Below are 17,472 nucleotides of genomic sequence, written 5' to 3'. Positions count from 1 at the left end.
CCGCAGCTACCAGGTGATGGCGGCGGCGTCGCCCCAGCCCTCGATGGTCACCCACGCGGACTTCCCCGGGTCACCGAAGTAGCAGCTGAGCTGCGCATAGCCGGTCCCGCTGCCCGAGATGTTCAGCGTCCCGGATCCCCAGGAGCCACCGTTCCCGCCCGTGGCGTTGCAGTGCAGCGAATAGCTCGCGCCCGGGGGGAAGTTCTCGACGCTCACCGTCATGTAGGCACACGACGCGCTGCCGCAGTTCGGTTGCCCCTGCGCGTTGCCGGCACGGCCGGTCGTCGCCTTCGGCTGCGGCTTGGCCATCGTCGTCGCAGAGTCCGTCGCCACCGCCGACCATTGGCCCTCGGTGTCCATCGCCTTCACCTGGATGCTGGAGGTCGTGCTGTAGCCGAGGGTGCGCTGCTCGCTGCCGTTCCGGCCGACGTTCTTCCAGCCTTCGCCGTTGATGTTGACCTGCATCACCTGGATGCTGCGACCGTTGTCGGTGGGAGCCGACCACGAATAGGTGACCGTCAGGCCGCTCGCCGTGGCGTTCGCGCCGGGTGTGTTGACGGGCCCGTACGGTCTGACGCTGTTCGACGCCCCCGACTCGACGCCCGTGTAGCGGACGCCGTCCATCGCCGTGTACGCCCGCACCCGGATGGAGTAGTCCGTCGAGGTCGACAGACTGCCGATCTTCTTGTTGGTCGGCATCGCCGTCCAGCCGCCGCCGTTGAGCGAGTACTCGTACTTCACCTCGGTCGTGCTCGCGCCGTTGCCCGCCGCGGCACCGTACGAGACGACCACCGACTTGTCGGCGTCCGGCGTCGAGAGGCTCACGCCCGTGGGCGTGCCGGGCGTGCCGAAGGCACGCTTCGGCGCGGATGCCGCACTCCACGAGCCCCAGCCGGCCTTGTTCTGCGCGTGAACCTTGAACGTGTAGTCGGTCTCGGACGTCGTCAGGTTGATCGCCTGACGCGTCGTTCCCGCCGCGACGTCGATCGTGTTCCTGACGGTGCTGCCCTGCAGCACCTGCACCTGGTAGCCCGAGATGTCGGCGCCGTTGTTCGCGGGCGCGGCCCACACGACCTCGATCTGCGCCTGGTTCCCGACGGGGTCCAGGCGGTTCGTCGTCGGGGCCGCCGGCGCCTCAGGCGCCTTGGCGGGCACTTCGCCCAGCGACCACGGGCTCCACGACGAGGGCTCGGGGGCGAGGTTCTCGGCCTGCACCTGCACCTGGTACGAGACGCCGTTCTCGAGGCCGTCCCACACGATGCTGTTGCCGGTCACCTTCTGCTTCAGCGCCACCCCCGAGGGCGGAGCCGGCGAGATCTGCAGGTTGAACGACTGCACCGGGGAGCCCGGCGTCGACGGGGTCACCCAGTCCACCCGCAGGCTGCGGTCGCCGAACGTGAGCGTCGGCGCCTGCGGCGTGTCAGGACGCGCGTCGGGACGCGCTTCGCCCGACGGCGCCGACGGGTCGGAGTCGCCGACGCGGTTGGTCGCCACCACCGTGAAGTTGTACTTCACGTTGTTGGTCAGGCCGTCGAGGGTGCAGGTCGTCGACGTGCACTCCTTGCTGTAACCGCCCGCGGTGGCGCTCACCGTGTATCCGGTGATCTCCGCGCCGTTGTTCGCCGGCGGCGTCCACGACAGCACCACCGTGCGGTCCTGCACGCTCGACACGGTCGGGGTCCCCGGTGCGTCGGGGCGTCCCTGCACGGTGAGGCGGATGCGGCCCTCGACCTCGCGGTCGGCGTCGGCGGTGGCATCCTCCACGCGGTAGCGGACCACCATCGTGCCGAAGAACTTCGCGTCGGGCGTGACCTCGACGCGGTCGCCGGACACCTTCACCGTGCCGTCTCCGGTCTCGGTCACCGCGGCGGTGATCTTCAGCGGCTTGCCGTCCTTCTCGAACGGGTTGAAGTCGTTGTCGAGCACCGCGACCGACTGGGTCTTGCCCTGGTGCGCCTCGGCGATCACGTCGTCGTTCGCGGTGGCGAGCGGACGAGTGGATGCCGTCACCCGCACGACCACGGAGCCTTCGATGGGCTGCGTGACGCCGTCGGTGATGCGCAGGTTGATCGTCGCGGCCGTGCCCTTCTTGGTTGCCGCATCCGCACGGACGCGCAGCTCGCCCTTCTCGATGGACGCCGACATCCCGTCGGGCGATCCGCCGACGATCTCGTACTTCATGCCAGGAAGGTCATCGGGGTCGGGGTCGGACGTGAGGGCGCGCAGGTCGAGCGCGGTGGGCTCCTCGCCGGGGGCGACATCCATCTGCCCGTTCGCGAACGTCGGCGGCTGGTTGTCGGGAGGGAGCACCGTGATGGGCAGCGTCAGCGTGGCCTTGCGCCCCTCGGGGTCGTCGGGTCCGGTGCCGTCGGTCACCTCGAAGGTGAGCGCGTCGTCGCCGAAGTAGCCCGCCGCCGAGGTGTAGACGAGGGTCTTCGCGTCCTTGATGAGGCCGGAGCCGTCGCTGTGGACCGCGGCGACCTTCGCCGCCTCGGTCACGATCACCGCGCTGCCGTCGGCCGACCGCACGTACTCGGAGAGCGGGATCTCGATCGTCTCGCCGCTCTTCACCTCGATCGGCTTGGTCGTGGTCAGCGCCGGCGGCAGCGTCTTCAGCCCCGGCACGTGGATGAACGCGGACGCCTCGTTGCCGTCGGGGTCGGTGAGGGTGTACTGGATCAGCTGCGACACGTCGGCGAGCGTCACGCGGATCTTGCCGTCGGCGATGACGCGGGCGGCGGCATCCTTCACGGTCACCTTCAGCGCGTCGACCGTGCCATCGGGGTCCTCGTCGTTGGCGAGCACCTCGACCTCGGCGGTGCCGTCCTCGACGTCGGCGGCGCGCACGTAGTCGTCGCGCGCGACCGGCGGGCGCAGCGGCACGTTCTCGGCGACCGTGATCTGCAGCACCGCGGTGGCCCGCGCGCCTCGGGCGTCCTTGATCGTGTACTGCAACGAGGTCTCGACCGGCTTGTCGGGAGCGGTCACGACCACCCGGTCGCCCTGCACGTCGGCCTTCAGCCCGGCGACGTCCGGCAGCACCAGCCCGTTCGAGACGAGGCCGAAGCGATCGCCGTCGGGGTCGGAGTCGTTCGCGAGCACCGGCACGGCGATCTTGCGGCCCGGGCGCATGACCACGGAGTCCTTCACCGCGTACGGCGACTGATTGGCCGCCTCAGGCGGTGCGATGCCCACGCTGATCGTCGCGGTCGCCTCGGCGCCCAGCCGGTCACGCACCCGGTAGGTGAAGCCGTCGACGCCGGACGTGTCGCCGAACGCCTCGTAGATCAGGTAGTCGGCACCGGTTTCGACGATCCGGCCCTTCTTCGGCGGCGACGCGATGCCCACGAGCTCGACCGAATCGCCGTCGGTGTCGATCCCGTCCAGCGGCACCGCGATGCGCACGCGGCTGTCGGTGAGCACGCGGGCCGTGAGGTCGCGCGGCCGCGGCGCGGCGTTGTTCTCGTTGACCGCCACCACCTGGATGGTGATGTAGCCGGCATCCTTCTGGCCCGTGCTGTCGACGACCTCGTACGTCGCGTACACCGTGCCGGCCTCGTCGGACGCGCGGAAGCGCACGGAGTCCTGCGAGACGAACGCCTCGCCGTCCTCGGGGTCGACCAGCGGCGCGACGAGATCGGGGGCGACGTGGATCGCGTCGCCGTTGGGGTGGTAGTCGTTGTCGAGCACCGGGATCGTCACCACGTCGCCGGCGCGCACGATGGCGAGGTCGTCGTTGGCCACCGGCGGACGCAGCTGCGCGGGCGCGGGCACGGGGATCACGATGACGTCGGCCTCGGCGGACTTCGCGCCGTTGGAGATGCGGTACGAGATGCGCACCTGCTCCGACAGCGCCGCCTGATCGGTGATGCGCAGCGTCTCGTGGTTGAGCACCGCCACCGCGACGCCGGAGTTCGGCTCCACGGTCACCGACTGCACGACGAGGATGCCGCCCGCGGGGTCGCTGTCGTTGTGCAGCACGTCCACAAGCACCTCGCCGCCGCTGGGCAGCAGCGCGACGTCGCGCACCGCGACGGGCGGCAGGTCGGTCTCGCCTTCTTCGATCACGTCCACGCGCACCAGCCCGGGCACGGGGTCCACCCCTGCGGCGACGAGGTACTGCACGTAGTAGGTGCCGGGGGCGTCGGAGCGGAACGTGAACGTCTTGTTCTGATAGTCCGGCGTGATCGTCGCGCCCGGCACCTCGTCCACGCGCGCGAGCCGCAGCGGTTCCCGCGTCGAGCTGACGTCGTTCTGCAGCGGAGCGACGGTCGCGGTCTTGCCGGCGCGCACGACGACGTAGTCGGCGTTCGTGATCGGCACGGTCGAGCCGATCGGCTTCACGTCGAACCGCACGACGCCCTCGGCGTCGTCGGTGCCGTCCGAGACGACCACCGGGACCTCCTTGCGCCCCTGCGCGCCGCCGACCGCGCGGAAGGTGATGCGGCCGTCGGAGGTGAAGTCGGCCTCGTCGCCGTCGCCGGCGACCGCGGACTTCAGGAAGACGTCGTCGCCGTCCGGGTCGGACCAGTCCGGCAGCACGTTGTAGCTGACGACGCCGCCCGCTTCGACGGCGACCGTCGTGACACGTTTGGCGGTCGGCGCGGCGTTCACGTCCCAGCCGTGGACCGCCAGCTGCACCGTCGCGGTGTCGGTGCCGCCGCGGCCGTCGGTGATCTCGTAGGTGAAGCTCGTGGAGCCGGTGGTGTCCTCGGGCACGGCGATCTGCAGTGCCCGCCCGTTGTCGACCGCCTGGATCTCGCCGAAGGCCGGGCCGTCGCCGGTCACACGGGCGGTGAGGATGTCGCCGTCGGGGTCGTTGTCGTTGTCGATGATCGACAGCATCGTGGTGCGGCCGGGGCGCACCCCGAAGTCGTCGTCGGTCGCGTCGGGCGGCGTGTTGATCTCCGAGCGCTCCGGGAGCGTGGTCTCGGTGGTGTCCTCGGTGGTCTGCTCGTCGTCTTCGGAGTCGCCCTCGGGCGGCGTGATCTCGTCCCAGTTGTCGACGCGCTGCATGTCTTCGGCGGCCATCCACGTGGCGCCGCCGATCGTGTCGTTGAGCACGATCACGTCGCGGTTCACACGGAACCGGAGCACCGACGTGGGCTCGATGCCGGCGACGTCGGCCGCGAGGTCGTCGGCCTTGCCGGTGCAGTCGCGCAGGAACCGGCCCGATCCGCTCCACGCGCCGTAGGTGCAGCCCTCGAGGAACACCGGCGCCGCCGGCGATCCGTCCGGGCCGGCATCCTGCGCCGACGGCTTCGAGCCGTCCAGCGGCACCGAGACCAGTTCGGAGGCCGTCGCCACGGCGACCGCGTCGTTCGCGGCCGACGGCTGCTGCAGCACCTCCGCGCCCTTCACGACGGTCTTGGCGCCCCCGGCGTACACCGCCCCGGTGTCGGCGTCGAGCACGACCGGGCGGTCGCCGACGACGGTGATCGTCGCGTCGGCGTCCTTCGGCAGATCGCCGATCGCCGCGTGCTCGGGGTCGCCCGGCACGCCCTCGGCGTCGGTGCGCACGGTCACGAGCTCCCCCGTGGCGGGTGCGACCGCGTACACGACGCCGTCGAGGCCGACCGCGACATCCGCTCCCTTGCCGAGGCTGACCACCGGCTCGTCGCCCTTCACCTGCAGCGTGCCCTGCGCAGGGGCGACCCAGAGGTCGCCCTTGGCCGGATCGAGGATCGCGACCGTCTGGCCGCCCAGGGCGACCAGCGCACCGCCGGGGATGTCAGCGGCCTCGGTCAGCGCGACGTTCGCGGTGTCGACGCCGGAGAGCGTCGAGTTCTCGCCGTCGACCACCAGCACGGTTCCGCCGGACTGGAGGATGTCGTAGTCCTGGCTGGTGGTGCGCAGGCCGCCGTCGAGCACCTGCGACTCGTGGTTGAAGTGGCCGACCATGAGGCTGGACTGCTTGGTGACCCACACGCCGCCGTCATGGAGGTCGACCTCGGTGGTGGGCAGGCCCTGATAGACGAAGGCGAGCGTGGTGACGGCGACGGCGGCGGCCGTGACGGCGCCGGCGGACGCGAGGGCACGCGGGCGCGCGCGAAGCCATGCGAAAGACCTCATGGAAACCTCGGCCTCCTCCGGGGCGTCAGTGTCTATTCGTGGCGTCGGGACCTGACGTGGGGCATCAGGCGCGCACTAGAGACGGGGGAATCGACGATAAGCCTAACGTCTCGACGAACATTCCCCTGATGGGGACAAACACCCATGGGCTCCGCAGGCGGTCGCCCGTCACCCTGCGACGTACTCGCGCAGGTGCTGCGCGGTGAGGGTCTCCGCCCCCGACACGAGGTCGGCGGGGGTGCCCTCGAACACGATCGAGCCGCCGTCGTGGCCGGCGCCAGGACCGATGTCGATGATCCAGTCGGCGTGCGCCATCACGGCCTGGTGGTGCTCGATCACGATCACGCTGTTGCCGGCCTCGACCAGACGGTCGAGCATGCCGAGCATGTTCTCGACGTCGGCGAGGTGCAGCCCCGTGGTGGGCTCGTCGAGCACATAGATCGCACCCTTCTTGGCCATCGAGATCGCGAGCTTCAGTCGCTGCCGCTCGCCGCCGGAGAGGGTGTTGAGCGCCTGGCCGAGCGTGATGTAGCCGAGACCCACGTCGATCATGCGCATCAGCGTCGTGTGCGCGGGACCCTTGGTGATGAACGCGGCCGCCTCGGATGCCGACATGGCCAGCACCTCGGCGATGTTCTTGCCGTCGAGCGTGTACTCGAGCACCGCGTCGCTGAACCCCGACCCGTCGCACAGCTCGCACAGGGTCTCGACGGTCTGCGTGAACCCGAGGTTGGTGATGATGACGCCCAGGCCGCGGCACGCCGGGCACGCGCCCTCGGAGTTGGCGCTGAACAGCGCCGGCTTCACCCCGTTGGCCTTCGCGAAGGCCGAGCGGATGGTGTCGAGGATGCCGGTGTAGGTCGCGGGGCTCGAGCGCCGGTTGCCCTTGATCGGCGACTGGTCGACGACCACCACGTCGTCGAAGCCGGGCACATTGCCGTGGATGAGCGACGACTTGCCCGAACCCGCGACGCCGGTGACGACGGTGAGGATGCCGAGCGGGACGTCGACGTCGACCTCTTTGAGGTTGTGCTGGGTCGCGCCCCGGATCTCGAGCGCGCCCTTGGCCGCACGGGTCGACTCCTTGAGTCGCGCGCGGTCGCCGAGGTGGCGCCCGGTGATCGTGCCGGACGCGCGCAGGCCCGCGACATCCCCCTCGTACTGCACCTCACCGCCCGCACGGCCGGCGCCGGGCCCGAGATCCACGACGTGGTCGGCGATCTCGATCACCTCGGGCTTGTGCTCGACCACGAGCACGGTGTTGCCCTTGTCGCGCAGCAGCTTGAGCAGCCGGTTCATGCGCTGGATGTCGTGCGGGTGCAGGCCGGCCGTCGGCTCGTCGAAGACGTAGCTGATGTCGGTGAGCGCCGAACCGAGATGGCGGATCATCTTGGTGCGCTGCGCCTCGCCGCCCGAGAGCGTCCCCGACGCGCGGTCCAGCGACAGGTACCCGAGGCCGATGTCGATGAACGAGGCGATCGTCTGACGAAGCCCCACCATGAGCGGAGCGACCGACGGGTCGTCGACCGTGTCGAGCCACTCGGCGAGGTCGGTGATCTGCATGGCCGCGGCATCCGCGATGCTGGTCCCGTTGATCTTCGACGACCGCGCGCCCTCGTTCAGCCGGGTGCCGCCGCAGTCGGGGCACGGCATGAACTTCACCGCGCGGTCGACGAACGCGCGGATGTGCGGCTGCAGCGAGTCGCGGTCCTTCTGCAGCATCGACTTGGTGATCTTCGGCACCAGACCCTCGTAGGTCATGTTGATGCCGTTGATCTTGACCTTGGTCGGCTCCTTGAAGAGGAAGTCCTCGCGCTCCTGATCGGTGTAGTCCTGGATGGGCTTGGCGGGGTCGACGAATCCGGACTCGGTGAACCCCTTCACCATCCACCCGTCGGGGTTGTAGCCGGGGATGGTGATCGCGCCGTCCTGCAGCGACTTGGTCTTGTCGTAGAGCTCGTCGAGGTCGACGTCGCTCACCTCGCCCAGACCCTCGCAGCGGGGGCACATGCCGCCGGTGATCTCGAACGACCGGCGTTCCTTGACCTTCTTGCCGGCCTTCTCGAACGTCACGGCTCCGGCGCCGGAGACCGACGGGATGTTGAACGAGAACGCCTGCGGCGAGCCCACGTGCGGCTGACCGATGCGGCTGAACAGCAGCCGGAGCATCGCGTGCGCGTCGGTCGCCGTGCCCACCGTGGAGCGCGCATTGGAGCCCATGCGCTCCTGGTCGACGATGATCGCCGGGCTGACGTTCTCGAGGGCGTCGATGTCGGGCCGGTTCAGCTGCCCCATGAACTGCTGCACGAACGTGGGGTACGTCTCGTTGATGAGCCGCTGCGACTCGTTCGCGATCGTGCCGAACACCAGCGACGACTTGCCCGACCCGCTCACGCCGGTGAACACGGTGAGGCGGCGCTTCGGGATGTCGACCGAGACGTCCTTCAGGTTGTTCTCCCGTGCGCCGACGACGCGGATGACTTCGTGCGAATCTGCGATGTGGGACTCGGATGCCATGCGCACGAGTATGCCCGGCAACCCGGACACCGCGCTTCCTGAATCCTGCTCGATCCGGGATGGCGCCGCTCAGGCCGCGTCCGACTCCGCCGGCTCGATCGCGAAGTTGTCGCGGAAGACGCACGTCGGATCGTAGGCAGCCTTCACGGCGCGCAGCCGCTCCAGCGTCTCCGGCGGGAACGCCTCGCCGATGCGCTCCGGCCGATCCGACGAGTCGAAGCTCAGGTACATGCCGTCCACGTGCGCGGCGAGCGTGCGCCACTGCGCGTCCAGCCGGTCGGGGTGCGACCCGAGCGCGGCGACCGAGAAGTTCGCCGAGCGGTGCGCGTACGCGGTCGCCTCCTCCGGGACGTCGGAGACGGCTCCGCCCACCGCACGCAGCTGGAAGAACGGGACGGCGCCGGACTCCAGCATCCGTGCCGCCGCCTCCGCGAAGGCGGACGTGACGTGCTCGATCAGACCCGAGCGGGAGTGGGGCTCCCCCGCGCCGTGCTGCGGGCCCAGGTCCGCGTTGGCCATCACCTGCGCGTAGGTCGTGAGCTGCACCGACTGCTGCACCAGCGGTGCGAGCTCGGCGAAGGGCTGCAGGCGGGCGATGATCGTGTCGGGGTCGTCGGAGTCGACGATCCCGTACAGCTGGACGACCTGGGGCTGGCCGGGGCGCGGACCGCCGGTCATCAGGAACAGCGTGAGATCGCGCGGCGAGGACTCGACGATGCGGCCGTAGCCCTCCAGGAACTCAGCGACGTCGTCGACCTGGAACGCGAGCTGCGCGTAGCCGACCTGTCCGACTTCGTCGACCTCGAACTCGAACGCGGTGACGATGCCGACGTTGGCACCGGCCCCGCGGATCGCCCAGAAGAGGTCGGGGCGGGTCGCGGCATCCGTCCGCACGATGGAGCCGTCGGCGAGCACCACCTCGGCGGCGCGCAGGTGGTCGATGGTGAGGCCGTGCTCGCGGGCGAGCAGGCCGATGCCGCCCGCGGTGGCGAGCCCGCCGACGCCGACGCCGCCGTAGTCGCCCGAGGTGAGCGCCCAGCCGTGTTCGCCCAGCGCCGCGGCGACGTGCGCCCAGCGTGCGCCGGGTCCGATGCGCACGAGACGACGGTCGGGGTCGAGCACCGTGATCCCGTCGAGGAGCCGGAGGTCGATCACGATGCCGCCGTCGTTGGTGCTGCGGCCGCTGATGCCGTGGCCGCCGCTGCGCACGGCGAGCGGGAGCTCGGGATGCCGCCGCACGAACGTCAGCGCCTCGGCAACCTGCTGTGGCGAATCCGGCTGCAGCACGAGACCGGGCCGGCCGCCGCGCATGTAGGTCGCGCGCACGTCGCCGTAGTCGAAGTCGCCCGGCTCGATCGCCCGGAGTCCCGTGGGCACGTCGTCGTAGGCGATGCCCTCGCGCCGCGCGGCGAGCGCCGCGGACGACCGCACCGGCGCGGCGGCGACCCCGCGATCGCCGCGCTCGGCGGCCACGATCTCGCGCACCGCCGGCGCGACGTCCTCACCGAAGCGCTGCAGCAGGTCCGGGTCGTCGCCGGCGAGGATGAACGTGCCGATGCCGTCCTCGAGCGCCAGCTTCGCGAGGCGCTCGGCGAACTCGCGCGGATCGGCGGCGAGCTGCCCGACATTGAGCAGGCGCCGGACCTCGCGCGGGTCGCGGCCCACCGACGCGGCGGCGTCGTCGATCGCCGCGTTGCCCTTCGCGAGGTCGCCGGGCTTCATGTAGCCGAGCGAGGGCAGCCACCCGTCGCCCTTGCGGCCCGTGAGCGAGAGCATGCGCGGCTTGTACGCGCCGATGTGGATCGGGATGTCGTGCGCCGGGCGCGGCCCGCGCTTCGCGCCGTGCACGCGGTGGAACGTCCCGTCGGTGAACACGCCGCGGCGCTCGTCGGTCCGCCACAGCTCACGGATGACGTCGATCGCCTCTTCGAGGGCGGTGACCGCCTGACCCGGCGTGAGCCGCGTGCCGCCCATCGCCTCGATGGCGTCCCAGAAGCCTCCCGCGCCGAGGGCGAGGTCGAAACGCCCTCCCGTCAGCAGGTCGATGCTCGCCGCGGCCCTGGCCACGACGGCCGGCGGTCGCAGCGGCACGTTCAGCACGTTCGGCGAGATCCGGATCGTGTCGGTGCGCGCCGCGACGAACGACATCAGCGTCCACGTGTCGAGGAGCGCCGGTTGGTACGGGTGGTCCTGGAAGGTGACGAGATCGAGCCCGGCTGCCTCGGCCACCTGCGACAGCAGCACCGGGGCCTCGGGGCTCGCGGCGGTCGGGGTGAGGAAGGCGCCGAATTCGAGCGGGTGTCCGTAGTCCACGGTCCATTCCAACGAATGGGGACCGCCGGTTGTTCCTGAGAGGGATCAGCCCACGCGCCAGCAGCCGTCGACGTGGTCGTCGACCATGCCGGCGGACTGCATCAGCGCGTACATCGTGGTCGGGCCCACGAACCGGAAGCCGCGCCCCCGCAGCGCCTTGCTCATCGCCTCGGCCTCAGGGGTGATGGCGGGCACCTCGGCGAAGCTCGCGGGACGCCGATGGGATGCCGGGGCGAACGACCACATGAAGGCGTCGAGCTCGCCCGGCTCGAGGCCCTGCACCAGGCGCGCGTTCGAGATCGTGGCCTCGATCTTGGCGCGGTTGCGGATGATGCCGGCATCCGCCATCAGCCGCTCGATGTCGTCGTCGCCGAACGCCGCCACCGTCTCGGGATCGAAGCCGGCGAACACCTCACGGAACCGCGGGCGCTTGCGGAGGATCGTGATCCACGACAGCCCCGCCTGGAACCCCTCGAGGCTCATCTTCTCGAAGAGCGCACGATCGCCGTGGAGCGCGACGCCCCATTCCTCGTCGTGGTAGCGGGCGTACTCGGGGTCGTCGCCGACCCACGCGCAGCGCGCGCGGCCGTCGGCGCCCAGACGGACATCGGTGCTCACCGCGCCAGCCTATGCGCGGCCGCCGACGCGGTCGCGTCGCCGTCGCGACACGCGCGCATCCTTCAACCTTCATGTCGAGGTCACACCCTGGGTCACCGCACGGCCGTCGCGTCGCTTACCTTGGAATGTCGGGCTGTTCTCGCCCGCACAGCTGGGAGGCAGGACCATGAAGATCGTCGCGTCGGCGGATTGGCGGGACGCCGTCCCCTTCGAGAACCCGGTGCTCGTCGCCGATGTCGTCCCCGGTGAACCGACGCGCTGCTTCGCCTGCGGCGCGGACTCCGAGCTGCTTCCCCGCACCGAGCTGTGGGCGTTCAAGCACCGGCATCCGAAGAATCACGACGGCTACGTGCGCTTCTACTGCTCGTTCCACCTGCCGAAGGTCGAGCGCCGCCCCGAGCCGGTGGCGCCCGCGACCGCCCGCGCCCGGGCCGCACGCCCCGCGGCCGAGCGCCGCGTCCCGAAGCCGGTCGTGCCCGAGCGCCAGCGGGCGATGTGCCCGAACTGCTTCGTCGAGGTGTCGGCCACCGGCGAGTGCGGCATGTGCGGCTGGACGGCCTAAGACCGCCGGGCAAAGGAAAAGGGGACCGCGTACCCGATTCGCGGTCCCCATGAAGACGTTCCCTCGCCGCGCGAAGCCCGATCACGCGGGCGGTTCAGAGTGGCCTTCACTAGAGGAATGTCCGGAACCCCCCGATTCCTGACACCCTTCCGGCCATCGTTACCGTTTCGTGATCTTTGTCCGGTCCGCAGCGATCGGATCCGTCTGCGCGCTACTTCACCGTGACGATCACCCGCGCCTTCACGTCGGTTCCCTCAATGGTCCCCGCGACGGCGAACCACCCGGCCTCCGCCAGCTTCCCGGCCGGGATCTCCTCCCAGGAGACCGGTACCGCGCCTGTCGTGCCGTCGCTGTAGACCGCCTCCGCCTCGGCCGGCAGCGCCGGCTGCCGGCCGATCGATGTGGTCACCGGTGCGGCGACGGCGTCGACGACGCTCTTCGCGGTCGCCGGCCCGAACACGCTGAACTCGGCCAGCCCGACCTCGCCGTGCCGCGCCTGGTTGTCGAAGACGTTGCTCGGGTCGGCGGTGAACTTCAGCCACGAGGTGGTGACAGGTGCGTCGAGCGTGATCATGTTGTCGGGCTGCCCGTCCCACCTGATCCCGGTGACGACCTTGCTGCCGCCCTCCCACTCGAGAAGCCCCTCGACGATCTGGTTGACCTCGTGGCCGCGGTCGACCAGGTTCACCCGGTCGATCGTCACCGGCGCGCCGAAGTCGAGCCTGATCCACGGCGAGACGTCGGCCTGCTTCGATGCCCAGGAGCTCGCCCTGTCGCCGTCGAGCGCCTTGGCGCCGACGTAGCGGTCATCCACCGCATTCCCGTCCGGTACGCCGTTGCGGTCGCGCACCGACGAGACGGTGACGGATGCCGAGCTCGCCAGGTTCTCGCCGGTGAGGGTCAGCGCGACCGGGGCCGACACGACCTTCTGACCGTCGAGCGTGACCACCGCGCGCACCGTCGCAGCCACCGCGCCGGTGACCGGCTCGGTCAGCACGACGGTGTTCGTTCCGTCGACCTGCGACAGCCGCGGATCGCTGAACTCGAAGGTCGTGCTCACCTCGGCGGGGTTCGCGACAGCGCCCGTGCTCAGCGTCGCCTGCACCTGCGCCACGACGGGCTGCCCCACGCGGATGGTGCCACCGGTCAGCGACAGCTCCACGCTGCGCACGAAGCTCGGCAGCGACAGACGACCGTCCGCTCCGACCTTCACGGTGAAGGAGTCCGAGGCCTGATACCCGTTCACCTTCGCGGTGACCAGGACCTGCGTCCGGCCCTCTCCCACCGCGGTGAGCCGCCCCTCGGCGTCGACCGCCACGACGCCGGTGTCACCGGAGACGAGTTTCACCGCCGAGGAGGGCACCGCGACGGCGTCGCCCTGGAACGTGCGTCCCGTGACCTCGACCTTCGCCGAGCGCCCGTGGTCGCGGATCGTGGGCGATGCCTGGATGCTCGCCAGCCCGGTCATCTCGTGCACGGCCCGGATCTGCACCTCGAGCAGGTCCAGGGACGCGCCCGCCGACCCTTCGGGGAAGGAGATCCGCACGTGCTGCGCGATCCCCGTCACCGGGTAGGAGTCGACGTTGCCCCAGAAGATCGCTCCAGTCGGGCCGTTCGCGGTGGCGGCGTCCTTCCAGGTCTCGCCGTCCATGCTCGTCTGGATGACGATCTTTCGCGGCGTGTTCGCGTAGCTCTGCCCTGCCTCGTTGAACGCCAGCCCGATGCTGGAGAGCTCGGTGGGAGCGGCGAGGTCGAACCGCGCCCACGATGCACCACCCGCGGCGGTGCTCCAGCCCGAACCTGCGAGGTGCGCGGCGTCGATGGTGATGCCGTCGGTGAGCGCGCCCGCGTCCGGGGAGGCGTCGCTGGTGGTGACCGTGGCGGCAGCGGCGACGTCGCGTGTCGGCAGCAGGTCGAGGAGCACCCGGTTGGTGGTCACGGTCTTGCCGTCGAGGGTAACCTCGGCCCAGACCGCGCCCTTGGTCGGCTCACTGACCTGAGGCGTCGTCACCCTGCCCTTCGCGAAGCCGAAGGTGTCCACCTCGGTGATCGCGACCGGCTGGGTCTTGGTGCCGCCGTCGACATCCACGATGCCGGCGTGCCAGGTCACGTCGGCGGCACCGAGCCGCACCGCCTGGCCGTGCCCGGACCGGCCCTCGAGGGAGTACTCCGGATCGGCGCCGGTGGGGAAGGTTCCGAACGTCTCCTTGCCGCCGATGCGCAGCACCGCCGACGACAGGTCGTCGCCGATGTACGCCACGCCGTCCTTGACGGTGACGGTGACCTGCGCCTTCTTGGTGACCTTGCCGGAGGTCACGGCGAGGTCGACCTTCACCGAGCCGTCCGCGCGCGGGATGACGACGCCGTTCTTGTTCACCTGCGCCACCCCGGTGTTCGGTGCGCTGAACACCACCTTGTCGAGCTTCGCGGGCAGTGCCGGGTACGTCATGTACCCGCCGGCGATGAGCTTGAGCCGGCCGGCGCCCAGGGGCTCTGCGTCGATGGTGGCATCCGTGATCCGGTACGTGCGCGCCTTGCTGTCGGTCTCGATCTTGATGATCGTGTCGACGGGGTCGGCGGCGACGGCGGACAGATCGAGCGCGACGGAGTCGCCGTCCTGCGTGAACGTCGAGATCGCCTTCCCGGTGTTCAGGTGCGTGACGGCGGTGACGTCGTGCCCGATGCCGCCGAGGGTCAGCGTGCCGTCCTGGATCGCGTCGAAGCCCTTCTTGCCGTCCGGCCCCTTCAGGATGTGCAGGTACACGATGTTGTCGCGCGCGGTGGCGTACCCCCACTGCGGCCCGGTGGAGGCGTCCGGATGAGCGAACTTCTCGTGGTTGCCGATCCCGTCGTCTTCGTAGCCGTAGCCCGGGAGGAAGAACGGCGTCGTCCCGGAGACGGACTCGAGCAGGTCGATGCCGGCCTTCGGGCTGAACCAGTCGCCGATCTGGTCGCGGACGTCGATGAACTCCTGCGCGCCCTTCGGATAGCGGGTGACGATCTCCTCCGGCGAGTGCCAGTTCGGCCCGCGTCCGTCCACGATCGTCTGGTCGTTGTTGTCGACGTAGCCGCGACCGGCGTTCATGATCGTCTCCTGCACCACCAGGCGGAAGTCGTCGCGCTGCGGGTAGTACGGCGAGTCCTGGTTCCTGGTGCCGAGGATCTTCCACGGTTCCATCGGGCTGCGCTTGACGAGGTGGTTCGCGCTCGCGTTGGCGTAGATGTGGGATGCCTCGTTGGTGCGCAGATCGGGGTCGCCGTACTCCTCGCCCCAGGCGTTCGAGTCGATGACCACGTCGGCGCTGTGGTTGCGCACGGCGCTGTACATCACGTCGTAGTTGGCGTTGGGCATCGCCTGCGGGCCGTCGAAGTAGAGGTAGCTCGGGTCGTAGCGATCCAGCAGGTCCTCGACGTTCTGCACGAACACGTCGGTCGAGTAGTGCTGCAGGCCGCCGCCCTCGGTGGCGTAGTAGATGCCGACATCCATGCCGTAGCGGCGGATGGCGTCGACCATCGGCTTCAGACCGTCGACGACGTTGCCGTCCTCGCCCTTGGGCAGGTACTTCTGCCGATCGCCTGCCGGGTCGGAGAACTTCGAGGGCCAGTGGTAGTTCTGCTGCAGCGCCTCGACCGACACCATCGCCAGCCCCTGCGCCTTCGCGCGCGCGGCCCACTGGTCGTACGAGTAGTTCGGGTCGACGAAGTAGCCGTACATCGGCGCGGCGTGGGTCAGTGCACTGACCCGGCCCTCTTCGAACTTCCTGTTCGGACGCTCCTTCACGGTGAGGGTGAACTTCTTCGTCGCCACGGCACCGGCCCGGTCGGTCACCTCGAGGGTGAACTCGTAGTCGCCGACCTTCGCCTTCGGGCTGATGATGCCCTTTCGGCTGGACAGATCCGCCTTGCCGTCGACGAGGCCGTCCGCGATCGTCCCGTCGGCGTTGAGCTCGAGGCCGTCGGGAAGCTTCCCGTCCACGAGCCTCCAGGTGTAGCCGGGCTCGCCGCCGCTGGCGAGGAACTGGAACGCCGAGGCGGAGACGCCGTGGTTCTTGTCCGTCACCGACTTGTTCCAGACGTACGGCCAGTCCAGGTACCCGGTCGGCAGCTGCTGGGCCGGCAGGCCCTTCCCCGCCTCGTCGTCGGACTTCAGGCCGGTGGTGTCGATCCTCAGCTCGTCCGCGGGGCCGTTCACCGAGCTGAGGATGCCGTCGATGCGGTTGCCGTCCTTGTCGCCCACCCGTCCGTAGAAGCCCAGGAACGCGACGTTCTGGTCCTTGGCGACGGGCACGCCGTTGGCGTTGACGTCCTCGGTGTAGGTGTGCTGGATCTGCAGCAGCACCTTGTTCCAGCCCTGCTGGAGGTCCACCTCCTGACGCGTGAGGTCCTTCTGCACCTCCACGGGGGTGCTGGGGGCGGTGACGCAGCGGTCGTTCACGTACAGCCGGTACGAGCCGCTGGCGCCGACGTTCACGTACGCCTTCCGCGCCTCGGGGCTGTACACGTAGGTGTGGGCGTAGACGAACTTGTTGCGGGTGTCCTCGCCCTTCTTCACCTCGAAGTAGCCGTACAGGTCCTGGTAGTCGTCGTAGTTGCGGTTGTAGACGCGGTCGTCGAAGTACTCCCAGTCACCGGACTCCGCATCGTCGCCGAGCGTGCCGCCGAGCACCGGGTCGATCGACGCGCCGCCGTCGGTCGGCTGCGCGCGCTGGTACACCTCGACCTCGGAGAGCCCGGTGATCGAGGGGTACGGAGTCACTCCCCGATCGATCGCGATCGTCATCGACGTCACGCCGGCGAGGACCTTCGGATGCATGTAGACCGTGGGCTCGGACGGCGAAGCGGACGTGCTGTCCACCCGCGGCGAGGTCACCGTGGACCCGTCCGTCAGGGTGAACGCGAGGTCGTAGTGCCTGTTGACGTGCCTGCCGTCGCCCCACTGCGCGAGCCTGACCTCGTTCAGCGAGATCGGGGTGGTCCAGGTCAGCGTGACCGTCGGGGCGGGGTCGTTCTGCGCCACCCACTGCTTGCGGATGTCGCCGTCGATCAGCTGCGCGGGCGGGTTGACGGCGAGCGCGGACGAGGCGGTCGCCTTCGCGGTCGCGGCGAGGTTCGGCTCCGCGGCCACCTCGCAACCGTAGATCTCGTCCGCGACCGCGGTGTCGAACGGTCCCGACACCAGCCAGGAGTTGATGAACGGCGCCGTCCCGGCGACCTGCTGCGCCTGCGCGGCGCCTGCGCTCGCGCCGAGCACCATCAACGTGGAGATCACGGCGGTCGCAGTGATCATCGCAATCGGCTTCCTGCGGCTGTCTTTCATGCTGCTCCTCTGGGGTTCGTCGATGAACCGACGATGGGGATCGCCTTCGGGGAAAGAGAGTGGACGCTGCGGC

6 protein-coding genes are annotated in these 17,472 nt (G+C 69.9%); 1 reads left to right on the top strand and 5 read right to left on the bottom strand.

Annotated elements, in window-relative coordinates; all coding sequences use genetic code 11:
- Positions 1-6: 6 nt before the first annotated feature.
- The 4 genes from AC1DDU_RS08340 to AC1DDU_RS08325 form a co-directional block, all read right to left on the bottom strand.
- On the bottom strand, positions 7-6,072 hold the full coding sequence (locus tag AC1DDU_RS08340; protein ID WP_477432918.1) for an Ig-like domain-containing protein: 6,066 nt from the start codon (positions 6,070-6,072) through the stop codon (positions 7-9).
- A gap of 168 nt (positions 6,073-6,240) precedes the next feature.
- Positions 6,241-8,589 (bottom strand): ATP-binding cassette domain-containing protein, encoded by a 2,349-nt coding sequence (locus AC1DDU_RS08335; protein WP_477432916.1) that lies wholly within the window; start codon positions 8,587-8,589, stop codon positions 6,241-6,243.
- Positions 8,590-8,658: 69 nt separating this feature from the next.
- On the bottom strand, positions 8,659-10,902 hold the full coding sequence (locus AC1DDU_RS08330) for an LLM class flavin-dependent oxidoreductase (protein WP_477432914.1): 2,244 nt from the start codon (positions 10,900-10,902) through the stop codon (positions 8,659-8,661).
- Positions 10,903-10,947: 45 nt separating this feature from the next.
- The gene (locus AC1DDU_RS08325; protein ID WP_477432912.1) at positions 10,948-11,520 is read right to left on the bottom strand and encodes a DNA-3-methyladenine glycosylase I; all 573 of its coding nucleotides are present in this window, start codon (positions 11,518-11,520) and stop codon (positions 10,948-10,950) included.
- Positions 11,521-11,686: 166 nt separating this feature from the next.
- On the opposite strand from AC1DDU_RS08325, the gene AC1DDU_RS08320 reads away from it, so the two are divergent.
- The gene (locus tag AC1DDU_RS08320; RefSeq protein ID WP_477432910.1) at positions 11,687-12,082 is read left to right on the top strand and encodes a glucose-6-phosphate dehydrogenase; all 396 of its coding nucleotides are present in this window, start codon (positions 11,687-11,689) and stop codon (positions 12,080-12,082) included.
- Between the two features lie 211 nt (positions 12,083-12,293).
- On the opposite strand, the gene AC1DDU_RS08315 is transcribed toward AC1DDU_RS08320, so the two are convergent.
- Positions 12,294-17,369 carry a DUF7402 domain-containing protein gene (locus AC1DDU_RS08315; RefSeq protein ID WP_477432908.1) on the bottom strand — a complete coding sequence of 1,692 codons (5,076 nt, stop codon included), beginning with the start codon at positions 17,367-17,369 and terminating at the stop codon, positions 12,294-12,296.
- Positions 17,370-17,472 lie beyond the last annotated feature (103 nt).

The organism is Microbacterium sp. 05T445 (assembly GCF_056395865.1).
The sequence above is the reverse complement of the archived record's forward strand: the minus strand, read 5'-3'. Positions and strand labels throughout refer to the sequence as shown.

Bases quoted from the DNA above. Each gene is read 5' to 3' on its own strand.
- AC1DDU_RS08335 (WP_477432916.1), bottom strand. From the start codon at position 8,589: ATGGCATCCGAGTCCCACATCGCAGATTCGCACGAAGTCATCCGCGTC.
- AC1DDU_RS08320 (WP_477432910.1), top strand. From the start codon at position 11,687: ATGAAGATCGTCGCGTCGGCGGATTGGCGGGACGCCGTCCCCTTCGAG.
- AC1DDU_RS08315 (WP_477432908.1), bottom strand. From the start codon at position 17,369: ATGATCACTGCGACCGCCGTGATCTCCACGTTGATGGTGCTCGGCGCG.
- AC1DDU_RS08340 (WP_477432918.1), bottom strand. From the start codon at position 6,072: ATGAGGTCTTTCGCATGGCTTCGCGCGCGCCCGCGTGCCCTCGCGTCC.